Source organism: Massilia haematophila, from assembly GCF_042647645.1.
GTDB classification, from domain to species: Bacteria; Pseudomonadota; Gammaproteobacteria; order Burkholderiales; family Burkholderiaceae_D; genus Telluria; species Telluria haematophila.
Genome location: NZ_JBHRVV010000001.1, coordinates 549,992 through 568,955, shown reverse-complemented (window position 1 = coordinate 568,955; position 18,964 = coordinate 549,992). Strand labels below are relative to the sequence as shown.

Genomic DNA, 18,964 nt, shown 5'->3' with positions numbered 1-18,964 from the left:
CGCGCCGCGCAACAGCATGGTTCGGGTGCAAAGTGTTGTGCATGCGGCTAGTGTAGCCGATGCGCGCAGCCGCCGCGAGGGCGCTACGCCCGCGTGACGGCGCGCACACTTGATGCAGACGCAGGCGCAAGCGGCAGCGCAACCTTCATGACACCAGGCTCAGGGCTTGCCCACGTAGAGCACGATCTTGCCCACCGCCCGTCCGCTTTCGCTGAGCGCATGCGCGGCGGCGATGTCTTCCAGCGCGAACTCGGCGCCCACGATCGGACGCAACCGGCCGCCGTCGACCATGTCCGCCAGCCGCTCGAGCACCGGCGCGTTCGGCCCGATGAAGACGAAGCCGGCGCGCACGCCCAGCCGTGCCGCTTTTTCCTCGCTGGGCGGGCTGATGATCGAGACCTGGATGCCACCCGGCTTCAGGATGTCCCAGGCCGCTTCCTGCACCTCGCCGCCGATGGTGTCGAACACGGCGTCGACCGGCGCCACCGCATCGGCCACTTTCGTCGCCGTGTAGTCCACGAACTGGTCCACGCCGAGCGACTCCACCAGCGCGCGGTTGCGGCTTGACGCGGTGGCGATGACGGTGGCGCCGGCGGCTTTCAGCAGCTGAATCGCGAGCGAGCCGACGCCGCCGGAGCCGGCCTGGACCAGCACGCGCTGGCCCGGCCCTACCTTGGCGGCGTCCATCATCGCTTCCCAGGCCGTGATGCCGGCCAGAGGCAGCGAGGCCGCTTCCACGTGCGAGATGGTGCGCGGCTTGCGCGCGCATTCGCCCGCGCGGATCGCGACGTACTCGGCGTAAGTGCCGTTGCGGGCGAGATCGGGGCGCGAAAAGACGGCGTCGCCGACCTGCCAATCCGTGACCTGGGCGCCGACCTGCTCGACCACGCCGGACACGTCCCAGCCGAGGGTCAGCGGCAGCGCGTGCGGGATCATCTGCGCCAGGTAGCCCTCGCGCACTTTCCAGTCGACCGGGTTGATGGAGGCGGCCACGACCCGCACCAGCACCTCGTCCGGGGCGATGGTCGGGACCGGGATATCGTCGATGGAGAGGACCTCGCGTCCTCCATACTGATGGATGCGGACTGCCTTCATGGGGATTCCTCGCGTAGCCGTTGATCGTGGACCGATTCTACGGCCTGCCCGAAGGAGCCCTGTTCCGCATGAGGTGGAGTCAAAGCGACACCCAACAATTGTTGAGCGCGCGAGAACAAATGTTTAGTTATTGATGACGTCCGCGCCCTTCGGGATCTCGAACTTGAACTGCTGGGCGCCCAGCGACGGGTTGCGCTGGAAGTTGGTGAACTTCAGCACCGAGGTCTGGCCGAAGGTGTCCTTCAGTTCCATCGCCTGCGGCGTGCCGTCGCGCAGGCCGATGCTGATCTGTTCGAAGGTGGTGTCGCGCGCCTTCGGCACGGCGTTCAGCCATTCGAGGCCGTCGCGGGTGCCGGCCTCGGACAGGGTGAAGTTCTTTTCCAGGTCATTGCTGCCGAACAGGATCGCTGCCGGCGAGGAACCCAGCGCATTGCCCAGCTTCTTGATCGTGACCTGGTTCAGGTCCTTGTCGTAGATGTAGAGCTGGTCGCCGTCGGCCTGCAGCAGCTGCTCGTAGGGCTTCTGGTAGTTCCAGATGAATTTGCCGGGACGGGCGAAGACGAAGCTGCCGCTCGAGGCCGGGGTGGCCTTGCTGTTGGCGGACTTGCGCACTTGCTGCTGGGTGAATTCGCCCTTGGCGGACTTGGTGCCGGAGACGAAGGCCTTGAACTGGTCGAGGGCGGCGGCGTGGGCGGCGCCGCTGACGAAGACAGAGGCGGCCAGGGTGGCGGTGAGCAATGCGGCGAGAGACGTTTTCATGTTCTTGTTCATCGTGATCCTTTTTACGGTGGGGTGTTCGAAGGTACGACCGCGTGGGCTCAAGAGCCCACCCTACGAAACCCGTTGCACCCCGATTACTCGGCGCTGGCGGCTGGCACCAGGATGTCGCGGTTGCCGTTCGACTGCATCGTCGACACCACGCCGCTCTGCTCCATCTGTTCGAGCAGGCGCGCGGCGCGGTTGTAGCCGATGCGCAGGTGGCGCTGGACCAGCGAGATCGAGGCGCGGCGGTGCTTCAGCACCACGGCCACGGCCTGGTCGTACATGGCGTCGGACTCGCCGCCGCCTTCGCCGGCCATGGCGCCGTCGCCGCCGGCACCGCCCTCTTCCAGCGTGCCGCCTTCGAGAATGCCTTCAATGTAATTCGGCTCGCCCATCGATTGAAGATGTTTTACAACTCGATGCACTTCGTCGTCCGAGACAAAGGCGCCGTGCACGCGGACCGGCAGGCCGGTACCCGGCGGCATGTAGAGCATGTCGCCCATGCCGAGCAGGGTTTCGGCGCCCATCTGGTCGAGAATCGTGCGCGAGTCGATCTTCGAGCTCACCTGGAACGCGATGCGGGTCGGGATGTTGGCCTTGATCAGGCCGGTGATCACGTCGACCGACGGACGCTGGGTTGCGAGAATCAGGTGGATCCCGGCCGCGCGCGCCTTCTGGGCGATACGGGCGATCAGTTCCTCGACCTTTTTACCCACGACCATCATCAGGTCGGCCAATTCGTCGATGATGATGACGATGGTCGGCAGCTTCTCGAGCGGCTCGGGATTGTCCGGCGAAATCGAGAACGGATTCGGGATGTGCTCTTCGCGCTTTTGCGCGTCCAGGATCTTGGCGTTGTAGCCGGCCAAATTGCGCACGCCCAGCTTCGACATCAGTTTGTAGCGGCGCTCCATCTCGTTCACCGCCCAGTTCAGGGCGTGGCCGGCCTGGCGCATGTCGGTCACGACCGGCGCCAGCAGGTGCGGAATGCCTTCGTAGACCGACATTTCCAGCATCTTCGGGTCGATCAGGATCAGGCGCACGTCGGCCGGGTCGGCTTTATAGAGCAGCGACAGGATGGTCGCGTTGATGCCCACCGATTTACCGGAACCGGTGGTACCCGCCACCAGCAGGTGCGGCATCTTGGCCAGGTCCGCCACCACGGGTTTGCCGGCGATGTCCTTGCCCAGCGCCACGGTCAGGTTCGAGACGCTGTCGTTATAGACCTTGGAGCCGACGATTTCCGTCAGGCGCACGATCTGGCGCTTCGGGTTCGGCAGCTCGAGCGCCATGTAGTTCTTGCCCGGGATGGTCTCGACCACGCGGATCGAGGTCAGCGACAGCGAACGCGCCAGGTCGCGCGCCAGGTTCACGATCTGGCTGCCCTTCACGCCGGTGGCCGGCTCGATTTCGTAGCGGGTGACGACCGGGCCCGGATAGGCGGCCACGACCTTGGCTTCGACGCCGAAGTCGGACAGCTTCTTCTCGATCAGGCGGCTGGTGTACTCCAGGGTGTCGTTGCCGACGACTTCCTGGGCCGCCGGCGGTTCGTCCAGCAGGGCCAGCGGCGGCAGGGTCGAGTCGCCCGGCAGGTCGCGGAACAGCGGCGTCTGCTGTTCCTTCTGGGCGCGTTCGCCCTTCGGCACCGACAGCATCGCCGGCTCGATCTTGATCGGAGGCAGGCCCGGCTCGGCACCGGCAGCCGACACCGTCCTGGCGGCCGCGGCGGCCGGCAGCGGCTTCACGTCGAAGTCCTCGTCCACGTCGAAACGCGGTTCCTTCGGCGCCGCAAGCGGGCGCGGCGGCGTGGCGTCAAGCTGCGGCTCGGCGCGCAGCGCCGGTGCCGGCGGCGCCTTCTCGACCTGCTTCTCGACCTGCTTCTCGCCCTGTCTTGCACGTTCGTTGACGACGGTTTCGTCGCGCTTGACGGCCGCGGCCTCGCCCTGGCGGCGGTCTTCGCGGTCCTCCATGCGCAGGCGGAACCAGTCCAGCGTCAGCTCGAGCGTTTCGCCGATGCGCTCGGCCACCGCCAGCCAGGACACCTGGAAGAACAACGAAAAGCCCAGGCCGAACAACAGCAGCAACAGCAGGGTCGCGCCGGTGGAGCCGAAGGCCGCCTGCGAGGCGTGGCCGAGCAGCTGGCCGAGCACGCCGCCGGGCGCGCGCGGCAGGTCGACGTCCCAGGACCACATGCGCAGGTATTCCAGGCCGACGCTGCCGGCGAACATCAGGGCGAAACCGATCCAGCGGATGATGAACTCGTCCTGGTGTTCCGGCTCGCGCGGTTGCGGATTCTTGTCGGTCAGGCGGCGGTAGCCGCGCCAGACGACGCGCAGGAACAGCACGCCCCACCACCAGGCGGAAAAGCCGAAGATGAACAGCAGCAGGTCGGCCAGCCAGGCGCCGGCGCTGCCGCCGAGGTTGGCGATCGCCGGCACCGTGTTGGCGTGCGACCAGCCCGGGTCGCCCTTGTTGTAACTCAACAGGATCAGGACGAAATACAGGAACGCGACCGCCGTGGCGATCCAGCGCGCCTCGAGCAGCAGACGCGCGAGCCTGCCCGGCAGCGGCGCGCGTGCCGGATTGCGGGGGACGTTCGAGGGAGGGGCGGAACTCTTCTTGCTCATGCTGGGTGATGCTGTTCTGTTCGCGGAATGCGGAATCCATCCATTCTAAGGCATATATTGCCGAGACGGCCTCATCATTCATGCTCGTGCGCATCATCGTCTATAATCGTTGTTGTTTCCGGCGACCTTGATTCTGGTCGCCGCGCCCCCAGTTTCCCATTTTCCACATCATTACTTCGCTCCCCATGACCACTAAGAAACACGCCAAAGTCCTGATCCTCGGTTCCGGTCCGGCCGGCTACAGCGCCGCCGTCTACGCCGCCCGCGCCAATCTGAGCCCGATGCTGGTCACCGGCGTCGAGCAGGGCGGCCAGCTGATGACCACTACCGACGTGGAAAACTGGCCGGGCGATCCGCTGGGCGTACAGGGCCCGGAGCTGATGCAGCGCCTGCTGCAGCATGCGGAGCGTTTCAACACCGAGATCGTGTTCGACCACATCCACACGACCTTCCTGAACGAAAAACCGATCCGCCTGCTCGGCGACTCGCACGAATTCACCTGCGACGCCCTGATCATCGCCACCGGCGCCTCGGCCCAGTACCTCGGCCTGGAATCGGAACAGGCCTTCATGGGCCGCGGCGTGTCGGCCTGCGCCACCTGCGACGGCTTCTTCTACCGTAACCAGGAAGTGGCGGTCATCGGCGGCGGCAACACCGCGGTCGAGGAAGCCCTGTACCTGGCCGGCATCGCCTCGAAGGTCACTTTGATCCACCGCCGCGACAAGTTCCGCGCCGAGCCGATCCTGGTCGACCGCCTGATGGCCAAGGTTGCCGAAGGCAAGATTGCGCTGGAACTGAACCACACCCTGGACCAGGTCGTCGGCGACGACAGCGGCGTGACCGGCCTGAAGCTGAAGTCGACCGTCGACGGCGCCGCCAAGGACCTGACCGTGCACGGCCTGTTCGTGGCGATCGGCCACAAGCCGAACACCATGATCTTCGAAGGCCAGCTCGACATGCACAACGGCTACATCAAGACCCGCAGCGGCACCGAGGGCATGGCGACCGCCACCAGCGTACCGGGCGTGTTCGCGGCCGGCGACGTGCAGGACCACATCTACCGCCAGGCGATTACCAGCTCGGGCAGCGGCTGCATGGCCGCGCTGGACGCCCAGCGCTACCTGGAAGCCCTGGGGGAATAAAGGAAGCACGATGGCGGGCATGAAGGACTTCGGCGACCTGAAATCCCTGCGCGACAAGCTCAAGGAAGAGGAGCGCCTGCGCGCCATCGAACAAGCCAGGCGCGAGCGGCAGGAAAGGATCGCGCGCGAGCGCGCGGTCGAGTTCCGCGGCGCCATGGAAGGCGTCACCAAGATGCCGGAATCGGACCGCTACGTCTACCGCCCGGTACAGGAAGCCCTGCTGCGCGCCACGCCGGAACAGCGCAGGCTGAGCCAGGAGGAAGACGACGCCCTGGTGCTGCAGGAGTCCCTGTCCGACCTGTTCGACGTCGACGGCCTGCTCGACGACGATCCGACCCTGAGCTACGCCCGCGAGGGCGTCGGTCCCGATGTGGTGAAAAAGCTGCGCAAGCGCCACTGGCCGGTGCAGGACGAACTCGACCTGCATGGCATGACGCGCGACGTGGCACGCGGCCAGCTCGGCGATTTCCTGCGCCGCTCGACCCGCCGCGGCGTGCGCTGCGTGCGCATCATCCACGGCGTCGGCTATGGCTCGCCGGGCGGCGAGCCGGTGCTGCGCTCGATCGTGCACAGCTGGCTGGTGCAGAAGGACGAGGTCGTGGCCTTCTGCGTGGCCAATCGCAACGACGGCGGCAACGGCGCCCTGATCGTGCTGCTCAAGCCGGCGCTGGATTTGTAAATTACAGATAACTATCTGAAACAAACTGCCAAGTGCCCGGGCCGATTCGCGTTGTAGAATGCGACTGTAGCCGTTCGTTCGGCCAACCCCTCACATAAGGGAAACTCTTTGAAGTCGCTTCCGGCCATCCCGATGCCCGCGCCCAGCCAGGTCGACCTGGCGTCATGCGCCGACGAACCCATCCACATTCCTGGATCGATCCAGCCGCACGGCTTCCTGCTGTTCATGGACGCGCGCGGCGTCATCGAGGGCTGGAGCCAGAATGTCCCCGCGCCGCTCGCGGCCGTGCTGCAGCTGGGCCAGGACTACGCCGCCCTGCCCCTGCCCGCCGCCTGCCTCGAACTGATCGCCGAATGCGTCGACGCGCTGGCCGAAGGCGAATGCGCCCCGGCCGTGGCGGCGGTGTCCTTCGACGATCACGACTACGACGCCATCGTCCACGGCAGCCACGGCCGCGTCATTGCCGAATTCGAAAGCCGCGACGTCCCGGCCGATACGGTGGCGCTGTTCGCGGTCAAGGCGCACAGCTCGATCGAACGCGTGCGCCGCCAGCGCAATATCGAGGGCCTGCTGGAAACCGCGGTGCGCCAGGTGCGCGAGTTCACCGATTTCGACCGCGTCATGGCTTACCGCTTCCGCGCGGACGACAGCGGCGACGTGGTAGCCGAGGCGCGCCGCGACGACCTGGTGCCCTACCTCGGCCAGCGCTATCCGGCCGGCGACATTCCGGCCCAGGCGCGTCGCCTGTACGTCCTGAACACCCTGCGCATGATCGCCGACATCGGCTATACCCCGGTACCCCTGCTGGGCGCGCCGGGCGCGGCGCCGCTCGACATGAGCTTCGGCGTGCTGCGCAGCGTGTCGCCGGTGCACGTCGAATACCTGCAGAACATGGGCGTGTGCGCCTCGATGAGCGTGTCGATCGTCATCAACGGCCGCCTCTGGGGACTGATCGCCTGCCACCACATGGCCCCCAAGCGGGTGCCGCACGCGATCCGCATGGCGGCCGACGTGCTGGCCCAGGTCATGGCCTCGACCGTGCAGAGCATCGAGGCGCGCCTGGACGCCGAGCTGGTCGAGCAGTCGGCGAATGTGCGCACCGCGCTGGTCGAATCCCTGCTGATCGACGAGGAACCGCTCGATGCGCTGGCGCGCCATGGCGACGCCCTGCTGGCGGCGACCCGCTCGCAAGCCCTGGTGAGCGTCCACAACGGCAAGATCATCAGCCGTGGCCCGATCGAACGCGGGATCGCCGAGGCGATCGTGCGCGCCCTGCCCGAAGACGCCAGCGACATCCTGGTGCGCGACAAGCTCGACGAGTGGCCGGCCGAGTTGCGGGCCACGCTGGGCAAATGGGCCGGCCTGCTGGGCCTGCCCTTCGACCCACCCGGCGGCGGCTGGTGCCTGCTACTGCGCACCGAGCAGATCGAGCATATCTCCTGGGGCGGCCGTCCTGAAAAGCTGAAACAGGTCGGCCCGCTGGGCGAACGCCTGACGCCGCGCGGCTCCTTCGACGCCTGGCACGAAACGGTGCGCGGCCACGCCCATCCGTGGGAAGCCACGGTGCTGGCCAACGCGCGCCTGACCCAGTCCGAACTGCTGCGCGCCTCGAACGCGCGCCGCGCGCAGACGGAATCGACGCGCGCCCAGCTGCTGGCGATGCTCGGCCACGACCTGCGCGACCCGCTGCACTCGATCAACATGGCCGGCACCCTGCTCGAACGCGGCAGTACCCAGCCGACCCTGGGCCGGCGCATCCAGTCCTCGAGCAACCGCATGCAGCGCCTGATCGGCCAGGTGCTCGACATGAGCCGCATCGACGGCGGCCTGGGGCTGGGCATGGTGCTCGAACCGGTCGACCTCTCGACCCTGGTCGAGGACCTGATCGACGAATCGCGCATGGCCTACCCGACCATCGCGTATTCGTTCGCCAAGCCGGGCTCGATCTGCGTGCGCGCCGACGGCAGCCGCCTGGCCCAGGTGCTGTCGAACCTGCTCAGCAATGCGCGCCACCACGGCGAGGTCGGCCGTCCGATCGCGACCACGCTGACACAGGAACACGGCTGGGCGGTGCTGGAAGTGGCGAACGCCGGCGCCCCGATCCCACCGGACGTGGCGGCCTCGCTGTTCAACCCCTTCAAGCGCAGCTCGCTGCACAACCCGCGCAACCGCACCGGCATGGGCCTGGGGCTGTATATCGCGGCCCAGATCGTGCGCGAGCACCAGGGCGAAATCGCCTATCGCCACGAGAACGGCCAGGTCGTGTTCACGGTGCGCCTGCCGCTGGCGGAGATGGAGCGCGCCGGCCCGACCTAAGGGATAGGCGCTAAGCACGCGCCGCACTTTCGCGCGATGCTGTTGGCATGTTAGGCTTGCATCATGCCAACAGCACCCTGCCCTGCATGACCCTCATCAAGTTCATCGAGATCGTGGCGATCCTCGTCGGCGCGTTTTCCGGATTCATCGAAGCGCGTCGCAAACGCATGGACCTGGTGGGCGTGTTTACGGTCGCCTTCATCGCGGCCTTCGGCGGCGGCACCCTGCGCGACATCCTGCTCGACCGCCGTCCGCTGTTCTGGGTCACGCACCAGGAGTACGCGATCGCCATCTTCGTGCTGGCCCTGATTGCATCGCCCCTGATCCGCACCCTGCGCCACATCGTCTCGGAACGCCTGATCGTGATCGCCGACGCGGTCGGCCTCGGCCTGTTCTCGATCGCCGGCGTCTCGGCCGCGCTGGACGCGAACATGCCCTTGTTTATTGCTTCGATGATGGGCGTGATCACGGGGATCTTCGGCGGCGTGCTGCGCGACATCGTCTGCAACGAGGTGCCGATGGTGTTCAGGGACGGCAAGCCGTATGCGATCTGCGCGTTTCTCGGGAACTGGATGTTCCTGCTGATGGGGCTGTATACCAGCGTGTCGCACGATTTCGCGCTGTGGAGCAGCGCGCTGTTCATCAGCGTGCTGCGCTTGATTACCTGGAAGTTCGATATCCAGATGGGGCGCTGAGCGGGTTTTCGTAGGGTGGGCACTTGTGCCCACGCGGCTTCACCCGACGATCTGACGCGGCGCCAACTGGAACGCCGCATGCATCGGCCTACCGGACTGCATTTCGACCCCTCACGGTTCGACCGCGTGGGCTCAAGAGCCCACCCTACAAAAGCGACAAACCAAACGACCTTACACCGCGTCCGGCCCGGTCTCGCCGGTACGGATGCGGATCACCTGCTGCACATCCTGGACAAAAATCTTGCCGTCGCCGATCTTGCCGGTGCGCGCGGCCTTGATGATGGCGTCGACCACCTGGTCGACGATGCCGTCGTCGACCACCACCTCGATCTTCACCTTCGGCAGGAAGTCGACCACGTATTCCGCGCCGCGATACAGCTCGGTGTGGCCCTTCTGGCGGCCAAAGCCCTTCACTTCCGTGACCGTCAAACCGGTGACGTTGACGTCGGCCAGGGCCTCGCGCACTTCGTCCAGCTTGAAAGGTTTGATCACGCAGGTAATCTGTTTCATGTCTGCTCCTTTTCTAATAATGGTGTTCAGTCGGGGATCTTCGCCAGCTCGTCGAGCCACACGGTCGCTTCCGAGTCGCTCGGGGCGCGCCAGTCGCCGCGCGGCGACAGCGAGCCGCCGTTGCCGACCTTCGGCCCGTTCGGCACGCAGCTGCGCTTGAACTGGCTGGTCTTGAAGAAGCGCCACAGGAAGATGCCGAGGTTGCGCTTGATCGCGCCCAGGTCGTATTCGTTGCGCGCGCCGTTCTCGTCGGGCCAGCGGCCCGCCAGGCGCGAATGCCAAGCGCTGTAGGACAGGAAGGCGACCTTCGACGGCGCGAAGCCGTAGCGCAGCGTGTAGTAGAGGTTGAAGTCCTGCAGCTCGTAGGGGCCGATCACGCTTTCGGTGATCTGGGCCGGCTTGTCGTCGCCTTCTTTTCCCGGCACCAGCTCGGGGCTGATCTCGGTGCCGAGGATGTTCAGCAGCACCTCGGCGCCGCCGGCCACCACCGATCCGGTCTCGGCCACCCAGCGCACCAGGTGCGTGATCAGGGTCTTCGGCACGCTGGCGTTCACGTTGTAGTGCGACATGTGGTCGCCCACGCCATAGGTGCACCAGCCCAGCGCCAGTTCGGACAAATCCCCGGTACCGATCACGATCGCGCCCAGGTGGTTCGCGAGCCGGAACAGGTGATTCGTGCGTTCGCCCGCCTGCACGTTCTCGAAGGTGACGTCGTACTGCTCCTTGCCTTCGGCGAAGGGGTGGTTCAGGTCCTTCAGCATCTGCAGGCAGCTCGGGCGGATGTCGATTTCCTGGGCCGTGCAGCCGACCACGCGCATCAGGTCGTGCGCCTGCTTCAGCGTGCGGCCGCTGGTGGCGAAGCCCGGCATCGTATAAGCCAGTATGTTCGTACGCGGCAGGCCGAGGCGGTCCATCGCCGCGGCGCAGACCAGCAGCGCGTGGGTCGAATCCAGGCCACCGGAGACGCCGATCACGACCTTCTCGATGCCGCTGGAAGACAGGCGCTGGATCAGGGCCTGAACCTGGATGTTGTAGACCTCGGTGCAGCGCTCGTCGCGCAAGGCGCGGTCGGCCGGCACGTAGGGGAAGCGCTCGATCTCGCGGTCCAGAGGCAGCGTGCGGTCCAGCGGCAGCGCCAGGGTGAAGCGCTGCACGCGGAACTTCTTCACCTCGTCCGCATGGCGGCGCGCCGACTGCGCGAAGGTGGTGGCGCGCATGCGCTCCTGCGACAGGCGCTCCAGGTCGACGTCGGCGAAGATGATGTGCGACTCGTCGAGGAAGCGCTGCGACTCTGCCAGCAGCTCGCCCTTCTCGTAGATGATGGACTGGCCGTCCCAGGCCATGTCGGTGGTCGATTCGCCGCGTCCGGCCGAAGTGTAGAGGTAGGCCGCCATGCAGCGCGCCGACTGCTGGCTGACCAGCTGGTGGCGGTAGGTGCTCTTCCCGACCAGCACGTTCGAGGCCGACAGGTTGACCAGCACCGTGGCGCCCGCCATCGCCGCGAACGAGGACGGCGGCACCGGCACCCAGACGTCTTCGCAGATCTCGACGTGGAAGCGCAGCAGCGGGAAGTTCTCGACCTCGAACACCTGGTTCGGGCCGAAGGGGACAAGTTCGCCGAACAGCTCGACGCTGTCGACATTCGCACTGTCGGCGGCGCTGAATTGGCGCGACTCGTAGAACTCGCCGTAGTTCGGCAGGAAGCTCTTCGGCACCAGGCCGTGCACGCGTCCGCCCGCGACCACGGCCGCACAATTGAACAGCTGGTGATTGACCCGTAGTGGCAGGCCCACTACCATCGCCACAGGCAGTTCGCGCGAGGCCTCGACCACGGCGGCCAGGCCCTCCTCGCAGGCGTCCAGCAGGGCGCGCTGGTGGAACAGGTCATCGCAGCTGTAGGCCGACAGGCCCAGTTCCGGGAAGGCGACCAGGGCCGCGCCCTGGTCCGCGGCCTGGCGCGCCAGTGCAATGGTCTGCTCGACGTTGTAGGCCGGGTCGGCGATGCGGCAGCGTGGAATGGCCACCGCCACGCGCGCGAACTGGTGTGAATACAGGTTAAAGAATCGGTTGTTCATCTCGACGTCTTTCGCATAGCAGGCAGTGCGGGAGCGGACCTGCTCACCGCACTCTTCTAGTTATGGAAGCAATTTTGAACGCAATTAATCATTATCGCACGCATATCGTTTCTTCCTTGTCCGAGATCGGGCAGGCCGCCTGGGATGGACTGCTCGCGCTCCAGGATGAGCAGAACCCTTTCCTGTCCTACGCCTTCCTGCACGCGCTGCACGAGTCCGGCAGCGCGTGCCCGGAAACCGGCTGGCAGCCGCAGTACATCGCGCTCTACGACGGCGACGCGCTGGCCGCCGCCCTGCCCCTCTACGTCAAGGGCCATTCCTACGGCGAATACGTGTTCGACTGGGCCTGGGCCGATGCCTACCGGCGCCACGGCCTCGAGTACTACCCCAAGCTGCTGAGCGCGGTCCCCTTCACGCCGGTAGCGGGGCCGCGCCTGCTGGCGCGCGATGCCGCTGCGCGCGCAGCCCTGATCGAGGTGCTGGTCGCCACCCAGCAGGCGACGGACGTGTCGTCCACCCACGTCCTGTTCCCGCCCGAGGAACATGCACGCCAGCTGCAGGACGCCGGCTTCCTGCTGCGCAGCGGCGTGCAGTTCCACTGGCTGAACGCGGGCTATGCCGATTTCGAGGATTTCCTGGCGACGCTGGAGCAGAAGAAGCGCAAGAACATCCGCGCCGAGCGGCGCAAGGTGCGGGAAGCCGGCGTGACGCTGCGCCGCGTACGTGGCGTGGACGCGCTGGAGTCGGACTGGCGCTTCTTCAACCGCTGCTACCGCCACACCTATGCCGCGCATTATTCGACGCCCTACCTGAACCTCGATTTCTTCCTGCGCATCGGCCGGACGATGCCCGAGAATATCCTGCTCGTGATCGCCGAGCGCGACGGGCGGCCGATCGCGTCCTCGCTCGTGATCCACACTAAGGAGACCCTGTACGGACGCTACTGGGGAGAGATCGAGCACGTGCCCTGCCTGCATTTCGAGGCCGCCTATTACCAGCCGCTGGAGTTCTGCATCGAGCAGGGCATCCAGACCTTCGAGGGCGGCGCCCAGGGCGAACACAAGATGGCGCGCGGCTTCCTGCCGACGCGCACGTATTCGGCGCACTGGCTGGCCCATCCCGCGTTCGCGGATGCGATCGAGCGCTTCCTGGAACGGGAAGCGGGCGGGATCGACGATTACGTGGACGAGCTGAACGAGCGCAGTCCCTTCCGTAGCCGGGGCTGAGCGTGCCCGCCTCGCCCGCCGCTTGAACGCGTGGGCGGCGCACTGGCCGCCCACGCGCCTGCCGAGGTCGAGCCGCCCACCCTACACGAACAGCCCCGGCTGGCTGTCGGCGTAGTCGCGCAGCAGGTTCCACACCACCTTCACCCGGCGCAGGCGGTAGAGGTCGGTCGGGGCGGCCAGCCAGAACGAGCGCTCGGCGAAGAAATCGGGCAGCACCTTGACCAGGCGGCCGTCGTCGGGCACCGCGTAGGGCGGCGCCATCATCAGCCCCATGCCGAGCGAGGCCGCTTCGATCTGCGCCGTCATGCCCGAGCAGCACAGGCGCCGGCGCGGCGTGAAGCCCAGTTCGCCCATGTAGGACAGCTCGCGGCTGGCCAGGCGGTCCTGCACATAGTCGACGAAGTAATGCCGGGCCAGGTCGGCCTGCTCGTGGATCGGCGGATGCCTGGCCAGGTAGCCGGGCGAGGCGTACAGGTAGAAGCGGAACGAGGCCAGGCGCGTGACCATGTAGCGGCCGGTCGTCGGCGGATCGAGCATCACGCCCAGGTCGGCCTCACGGTTGGCGAGATTCGCGAAGCTCGGCAGCGCCAGCAGGTCGATCGACAGGTCGGGATTGGTCTCGATCAGGTCGGCCAGCAGCGGCGCCACCACCTTCACCCCGAACACTTCGGGCACGCCCAGGCGCACCACGCCGTGCGCCGCCACTTCCGCCCCGCCGAGCTGCTCGGCCGCGGCCAGCGCGGCGCCCTCCATCGCTTCCGCATGCGGCAGCAGCGCGTGGCCCATCTCGGTCAGTTCGTAGCCCTCGCGCGAGCGGTCGAACAGGGTCGAGCCGAGTTCCTTTTCCAGGCGGTCGATGCGCCGCGCCACTGTCGTGTGCTCGACGTCGAGACGGCGCGAGGCGCCCGACAGCGTGCCCGCGCGCGCCAGTTCGAGGAAGAATCGGAGGTCGGTCCACTCAGGCAGCGTATTCATCGGCGCACTTGTTTAATATCAAGATGACATATTGTGCACTAGTGCACATTCCTCCTGCAATCAAAACCCATCCCATGCACCGCGGACGCGCAAATTGTGCAGCCGCAGCATTTTCCCTCGGCGAGAAATGCACCACGACCGCGCATCGGCTTGTGCAAATTCGCACAGTCGGTGGGCGGATTGTTATCTTTTCAGCCAGAACCAGGCGAGGCAAACTGCTGGGCGTGCAGGATCGAGCTAAATCGGGAGCCGAAAGCGCGAGCTGTTCGCGAGCATGTCCGCCATTCCAAAATCAGGAGACAACGATGCGTCTGACAAAGAAAAAAATGAAGCTGCTCAACCGTTCCGCCGCGGCCCTGCTGGCCCTGTCCAGCAGCGCGATGGGCGCCGCCCACGCCCAGGAGGCGAGCGGCGCCCCGGCGCCTGACGGAGAAGCAGCCGCCGAAGTCCAGAAAGTGGTCGTCACCGCGCGCCGCCGCGAAGAGTCCTTGCAGGACGTGCCGGTATCGGTCACGGCCTTTTCCGCCGACCAGCTGTCCAAGCAGGCCACGCCGGACGTGACCGCGCTCGCGCTATCGCTGCCGAACACCACGCTGAAAGCCTCGCGCGCCACCAACTCCACGCTGACCGCCTTCATCCGCGGCGTCGGCCAGGCCGACCCGCTGGCCGGCTTCGAGTCGGGCGTCGGCATCTACATCGACGACATCTACCTGGCGCGTCCGCAGGCCGCCGTGGCCGACATCTACGACGTCGAACGCATCGAAGTGCTGCGCGGTCCGCAGGGCACCCTGTACGGCCGCAACACGATCGGCGGCGCGGTCAAGTACGTGACCCGCAAGCTCGGCCCGAAACCCGACCTGCGCCTGCGCGCCACCGCCGGCACCTACGGCCAGATCGAAGGCGTGGCCACGGCCAGCACCCCGGTCTCCGACACCGTCCGCGTCGGCGGCACGGTGGCCCGCTTCAAGCGCGACGGCTTCGGCACCAACCTGTACACCGGCGCCGAGAACTACGACAAGGACGTCACCGCGCTGCGTCTGTCGGCCGAATTCACCCCGACCCCGGACCTGTTCATCCGCATCGCCGGCGACGCCACCCGCGACGAGTCGAACCCGAAGAACGGCCACCGCCTGACGGTGGGCCGCACCAGCGGCGCGCCGATCCTGGACAACGAATTCGACACCCGCGCCAACCTGACCCGCGCCCTCGGCCACGAGCAGGAAGTCAAGGCGCACGGCGTCTCGGCGCTGGTCGAATACCAGATCGACGACCAGCTCAGCGTCAAGTCGATCACGGCCAGCCGCAAGGATAAGTCGTGGGCGCCGATCGACTTCGACGCCCTGCCGACCGTCGACATGGAAGTGCCGGCCCTGTACACCAACAAGCAGTTCAGCCAGGAGTTCCAGCTGAGCTACACGAGCGAGCGCCTGCAGGGCATCGCCGGCGTCTACTACATGGACGCCAACGCCTACAACAAGTTCGACACCATCCTGGCCGGTGCCTTCCCGAGCTCGACCTTCACCAGCGGCGACATCGACACCAAGGCCTGGGCCGCCTACTTCGACGGCAGCTACAACGTCAACGACGCGCTGTCGGTCTCGCTGGGCGGGCGCTACACGGTCGACGAGCGCACCGCCTCGATCTACCGCCAGATCTTCCTGGGCCTGGCCGGCTCGCCGGAGATGGGCAACCCGGGCGCGATCCTGTTCCGCACCGACACCGACTTCCGCAACGGCACCCTCAAGCGCAAGGACAAGAAATTCACTCCGCGCGTCGCCGTGAACTACAAGCTGAGCAGCGACCACAACGTCTACGCCTCCTACTCGGAAGGCTTCAAGGGCGGCGGCTTCGATCCGCGCCTGAACATGGTCGGCACCCGCCTGACCGACGCCCAGGCACGCGCCGGCTACGAGCCCGAAACCATCGAGACCTACGAGCTGGGCCTGAAGTCGGCCTTCGACGGCGGCCGCATCACGACCAACGCCGCCGTGTTCTACAGCGACTACCAGGACGTGCAGATCCCGGGCTCGGTCGCCATCGACACCAACGGCGACGGCCGCGACGACAGCTTCGCCGGCGTGACCACCAACGCCGGCAAGGCCAAGATCAAGGGCCTGGAATTGGAGGCGATCGCCAACCTGACGCGCGACTTCATGATCGCCGGCATGTACAGCTACATCGATGCCGAGTACAAGGAGTACATCGTCAACGGCCTGAACGTGGCCGACCAGCGCTTCTTCCAGAACACCCCGAGGAGCTCGGCCAACCTGCGCGCCAACTACGACATCGCGCTGCCGCTGCTGGGCCGCAACGGCAAGCTGTCGCTGATCGGCAGCGCTTCGTACAAGGGCGCCATCCATCAGTTCGAGTACGCCTCGGTGCTGGACGAGGAGTCCTACACTCTGTACGACGCGAGCGTCGTCTGGACCCGTGCCGACGGCAAGATCCGCGCCGGCATCCACGGCAAGAACCTGAGCGACAAGCGCTACAAGACCGCCGGCTACTTCTTCCCGACCCTGGGCAACGAGGGCACGCTGACGGCCTTCTACGGCAACCCGCGCACGGTCTCGGCCACGCTCGAGTACCGCTTCTAAGCGTCGCTTCCAAGTTCCAGTACCACTAACCAGGACAGCGCGCCGCCTTCCGCATGGGCGGCGGCGCGCCCCTCTTCCCTTCCATCGCGGAAGACCCGAACAGGATTTCCCCAGCGTGCTTAACTTCACTCCAATCAGTTTTCAGAGCAGCGACGGACTGGCGTTGTATGCACGCGACTACGCCGCCCAGGCCGACGACACCCGCCCGCCGGCACCCTTGCCGGCGCGTCTGCCCGTGGTTTGCCTGCACGGCCTGACCCGCAACTCGGCCGACTTCGACGAGCTGGCGCCGGCCATTGCGCGCATGGGCCGGCGCGTGATCGCGCCCGACGTGCGCGGCCGCGGCCACTCGGCGCACGACGCCGATCCCGACAACTACAACCCGAACGTCTACGCCGGCGACGTCGTCAAGCTGCTGCACGACCTGGGCATCGCGCGCGCCGTCTTCGTGGGCACCTCGATGGGCGGCCTGATCACCATGACGCTGGCCATGCGCCATATCGACCTGATCGCCGGCGCCGTCCTGAACGACGTCGGCCCCGTGCTCTCGACCCGCGGCCTGGCGCGCATCGCCGGCTACGCCGGGCGCTGCAACACCCTCTCGTCCTGGCAGGACGCGGCCGGCTACCTGAAGGACATCAACGCCTGCGCCTTCCCCGACAGCCCGGACGAGGAATGGGACAAGTGGGCGCGGCGCGCCTTCGCGCCCGACGCCGCCGGCAAGCTGGCCCTGCGCTACGACCCGAATATTGCGCTGGCATTGCAAACGGGTAAACTGCGGCCGACATCGCTGGCATCGCGCATGGCCTTCCGGCGTCTGGCGCACCGTCGCCCCACCCTGCTGGTCAGGGGTGCATTGTCGGACCTGGTGGAACCGCAGCAGGCCGCGTGGATGCGGCAGGCCGCGCCCACCATGGACTACACCGAAGTGCCGAACGTCGGCCATGCGCCGATGCTCACCGAACCGGAAGCGCTGGGCGCGATCCGCCAGTTCCTGTCGCGGCTTCCTTAAAAAAACAGAATCAGAATCTTAGGAGACAACCATGAACCACCTGATCAAGCCTCTCATCAAGCCCCTCGGCGCAGCCATGCTGGCCGCCTTTGCCGCCGGCGCCGCGCCAGTCGCGCTGGCCGCCGGCCCCGACCTGAAGGTCGCCCTCATCGCGGGCAAGACCGGGGCGCTCGAAGCCTATGCGAAGGAGACCGAGACCGGCTTCATGATGGGCCTGGAGTATCTCACCGGCGGCAAGATGGAAATCAACGGCCGCAAGCTGAAGGTCATCGTCAAGGACGACCAGAGCAAGCCGGACCTGGGCCGCACCCTGCTGGCCGAAGCCTACGGCGACGACAAGGCCGACATCGCGGTGGGCACCACCTCCTCGGGTTCGGCGATCGCGATGCTGCCGGTGGCCAAGGAATACAAGAAGGTGCTGATCATCGAGCCGGCCGTGGCCGACGCCATCACCGGCGAGAAGTGGAACAAGTACGTCTTCCGCACCGCGCGCAGTTCCATGCAGGATGCGCTCGCGGCAGCGAGCACATTGAAGGGCGGCAGCGTCGCCTTCCTGGCCCAGGACTACGCCTTCGGGCGCGACGCCATCAAGGCCGGCAAGGAAGCACTCAGCGCCACCGGCAGCAAGGCCAGGGTGGTGCACGAGGAATACGCGCCGGCCACCACCACCGACTTCACCGCCTCGACCCAGCGCCTGTTCGACGCCCTGAAGGACAAGCCGCAGCCGCGCGTGCTGGGCATCGTCTGGGCCGGCCCGAACCCGATGAACAAGATCGCCGACATGAAGCCCGAGCGCTACGGCATCGCGCTGGCCCCCGGCGGCAACATCCTGCCGGTGATGAAGACCTGGAAGAGCTACGCCGGCACCGAAGGCACGATCTACTACTACTACGCCTTCCCGAAGAACAAGATGAACGACTGGCTGGTCGCCGAGCACCAGAAGCGCTTCAAATCCCCGCCCGACATGTTTACCGCCGGCGGCTTCGCCGCCGCCAGCGCCGTCTTCAACGCGCTCTCGAAGGTCCCGGACCGCAGTGGGAAAATTGACAGCGAAAAGCTGGTCGCCGCGATGGAAGGCATGAGCTTCGACACGCCGAAGGGCACGATGAGCTTCCGCAAGGAAGACCACCAGGCGATCCAGTCGATGTACCACTTCCGCATCAAGAAGAACCAGGCCAACGAGTGGGACCTGCTGGAACTGGTGCGCGAGATCCCGGCCAGCGAGATGCCGCTGCCGGTCAAGAACAAGCGCTGAC

14 protein-coding genes are annotated in these 18,964 nt (G+C 66.5%); 8 read left to right on the top strand and 6 right to left on the bottom strand.

The features are described 5' to 3' along the window. Window positions 1-159: 159 nt before the first annotated feature. The 3 genes from ACFOPH_RS02460 to ACFOPH_RS02450 form a co-directional block, all read right to left on the bottom strand. Window positions 160-1,095, bottom strand: coding sequence for an NADP-dependent oxidoreductase (locus ACFOPH_RS02460; RefSeq protein ID WP_312549462.1), 936 nt, complete (start codon window positions 1,093-1,095; stop codon window positions 160-162). A 123-nt stretch (window positions 1,096-1,218) separates the two neighbouring features. Then, a complete protein-coding gene (gene lolA, locus ACFOPH_RS02455) occupies window positions 1,219-1,854 on the bottom strand; it encodes an outer membrane lipoprotein chaperone LolA (protein WP_379733244.1) in 636 nt (211 codons plus the stop codon). Between the two features lie 95 nt (window positions 1,855-1,949). Next, window positions 1,950-4,484, bottom strand: coding sequence for a DNA translocase FtsK (locus ACFOPH_RS02450; RefSeq protein WP_379733242.1), 2,535 nt, complete (start codon window positions 4,482-4,484; stop codon window positions 1,950-1,952). A 185-nt stretch (window positions 4,485-4,669) separates the two neighbouring features. Here ACFOPH_RS02450 and trxB point away from each other — a divergent pair, with 185 nt between their 5' ends. The 4 genes from trxB to ACFOPH_RS02430 all read left to right on the top strand — a co-directional run bounded on the left by trxB (window position 4,670) and on the right by ACFOPH_RS02430 (window position 9,316). Further along, window positions 4,670-5,626: a thioredoxin-disulfide reductase gene (gene trxB / locus ACFOPH_RS02445; RefSeq protein ID WP_312549466.1), complete on the top strand. Its 957-nt coding sequence runs from the start codon at window positions 4,670-4,672 to the stop codon at window positions 5,624-5,626. 10 nt (window positions 5,627-5,636) lie between these two features. Further along, window positions 5,637-6,305 (top strand): Smr/MutS family protein, encoded by a 669-nt coding sequence (locus tag ACFOPH_RS02440; protein WP_312549467.1) that lies wholly within the window; start codon window positions 5,637-5,639, stop codon window positions 6,303-6,305. A 108-nt stretch (window positions 6,306-6,413) separates the two neighbouring features. Next, window positions 6,414-8,621 (top strand): ATP-binding protein, encoded by a 2,208-nt coding sequence (locus ACFOPH_RS02435; protein WP_379733239.1) that lies wholly within the window; start codon window positions 6,414-6,416, stop codon window positions 8,619-8,621. A gap of 86 nt (window positions 8,622-8,707) precedes the next feature. Then, on the top strand, window positions 8,708-9,316 hold the full coding sequence (locus tag ACFOPH_RS02430; protein ID WP_312549489.1) for a trimeric intracellular cation channel family protein: 609 nt from the start codon (window positions 8,708-8,710) through the stop codon (window positions 9,314-9,316). A 171-nt stretch (window positions 9,317-9,487) separates the two neighbouring features. On the opposite strand, the gene ACFOPH_RS02425 is transcribed toward ACFOPH_RS02430, so the two are convergent. Continuing rightward, a complete protein-coding gene (locus tag ACFOPH_RS02425; RefSeq protein ID WP_312549471.1) occupies window positions 9,488-9,826 on the bottom strand; it encodes a P-II family nitrogen regulator in 339 nt (112 codons plus the stop codon). 26 nt (window positions 9,827-9,852) lie between these two features. Beyond that, window positions 9,853-11,901, bottom strand: a complete 2,049-nt coding sequence (locus ACFOPH_RS02420) for an NAD(+) synthase (protein WP_379733237.1) — start codon at window positions 11,899-11,901, stop codon at window positions 9,853-9,855. Between the two features lie 62 nt (window positions 11,902-11,963). On the opposite strand from ACFOPH_RS02420, the gene ACFOPH_RS02415 reads away from it, so the two are divergent. After that, window positions 11,964-13,127, top strand: coding sequence for a GNAT family N-acetyltransferase (locus tag ACFOPH_RS02415; protein ID WP_379733235.1), 1,164 nt, complete (start codon window positions 11,964-11,966; stop codon window positions 13,125-13,127). 81 nt (window positions 13,128-13,208) lie between these two features. Here ACFOPH_RS02415 and ACFOPH_RS02410 read toward each other — a convergent pair whose 3' ends face one another. Then, window positions 13,209-14,102 (bottom strand): LysR family transcriptional regulator, encoded by an 894-nt coding sequence (locus ACFOPH_RS02410; protein WP_379733233.1) that lies wholly within the window; start codon window positions 14,100-14,102, stop codon window positions 13,209-13,211. 305 nt (window positions 14,103-14,407) lie between these two features. On the opposite strand from ACFOPH_RS02410, the gene ACFOPH_RS02405 reads away from it, so the two are divergent. The 3 genes from ACFOPH_RS02405 to ACFOPH_RS02395 all read left to right on the top strand — a co-directional run bounded on the left by ACFOPH_RS02405 (window position 14,408) and on the right by ACFOPH_RS02395 (window position 18,963). Next, a complete protein-coding gene (locus ACFOPH_RS02405) occupies window positions 14,408-16,696 on the top strand; it encodes a TonB-dependent receptor (protein ID WP_379733231.1) in 2,289 nt (762 codons plus the stop codon). A gap of 115 nt (window positions 16,697-16,811) precedes the next feature. After that, window positions 16,812-17,708 carry an alpha/beta fold hydrolase gene (locus tag ACFOPH_RS02400; protein ID WP_312549480.1) on the top strand — a complete coding sequence of 299 codons (897 nt, stop codon included), beginning with the start codon at window positions 16,812-16,814 and terminating at the stop codon, window positions 17,706-17,708. 31 nt (window positions 17,709-17,739) lie between these two features. Then, complete coding sequence (locus ACFOPH_RS02395) at window positions 17,740-18,963, top strand: substrate-binding domain-containing protein (RefSeq protein WP_379733229.1); 1,224 nt, start codon at window positions 17,740-17,742, stop codon at window positions 18,961-18,963. Window position 18,964: the final 1 nt, after the last annotated feature.

Bases quoted from the DNA above. Each gene is read 5' to 3' on its own strand.
- ACFOPH_RS02430 (WP_312549489.1), top strand. From the start codon at position 8,708: ATGACCCTCATCAAGTTCATCGAGATCGTGGCGATCCTCGTCGGCGCG.
- ACFOPH_RS02440 (WP_312549467.1), top strand. From the start codon at position 5,637: ATGGCGGGCATGAAGGACTTCGGCGACCTGAAATCCCTGCGCGACAAG.
- ACFOPH_RS02460 (WP_312549462.1), bottom strand. From the start codon at position 1,095: ATGAAGGCAGTCCGCATCCATCAGTATGGAGGACGCGAGGTCCTCTCC.
- ACFOPH_RS02410 (WP_379733233.1), bottom strand. From the start codon at position 14,102: ATGAATACGCTGCCTGAGTGGACCGACCTCCGATTCTTCCTCGAACTG.
- ACFOPH_RS02425 (WP_312549471.1), bottom strand. From the start codon at position 9,826: ATGAAACAGATTACCTGCGTGATCAAACCTTTCAAGCTGGACGAAGTG.
- ACFOPH_RS02420 (WP_379733237.1), bottom strand. From the start codon at position 11,901: ATGAACAACCGATTCTTTAACCTGTATTCACACCAGTTCGCGCGCGTG.
- trxB (WP_312549466.1), top strand. From the start codon at position 4,670: ATGACCACTAAGAAACACGCCAAAGTCCTGATCCTCGGTTCCGGTCCG.
- ACFOPH_RS02395 (WP_379733229.1), top strand. From the start codon at position 17,740: ATGAACCACCTGATCAAGCCTCTCATCAAGCCCCTCGGCGCAGCCATG.
- ACFOPH_RS02415 (WP_379733235.1), top strand. From the start codon at position 11,964: ATGGAAGCAATTTTGAACGCAATTAATCATTATCGCACGCATATCGTT.
- ACFOPH_RS02405 (WP_379733231.1), top strand. From the start codon at position 14,408: ATGCGTCTGACAAAGAAAAAAATGAAGCTGCTCAACCGTTCCGCCGCG.
- lolA (WP_379733244.1), bottom strand. From the start codon at position 1,854: ATGAAAACGTCTCTCGCCGCATTGCTCACCGCCACCCTGGCCGCCTCT.
- ACFOPH_RS02450 (WP_379733242.1), bottom strand. From the start codon at position 4,484: ATGAGCAAGAAGAGTTCCGCCCCTCCCTCGAACGTCCCCCGCAATCCG.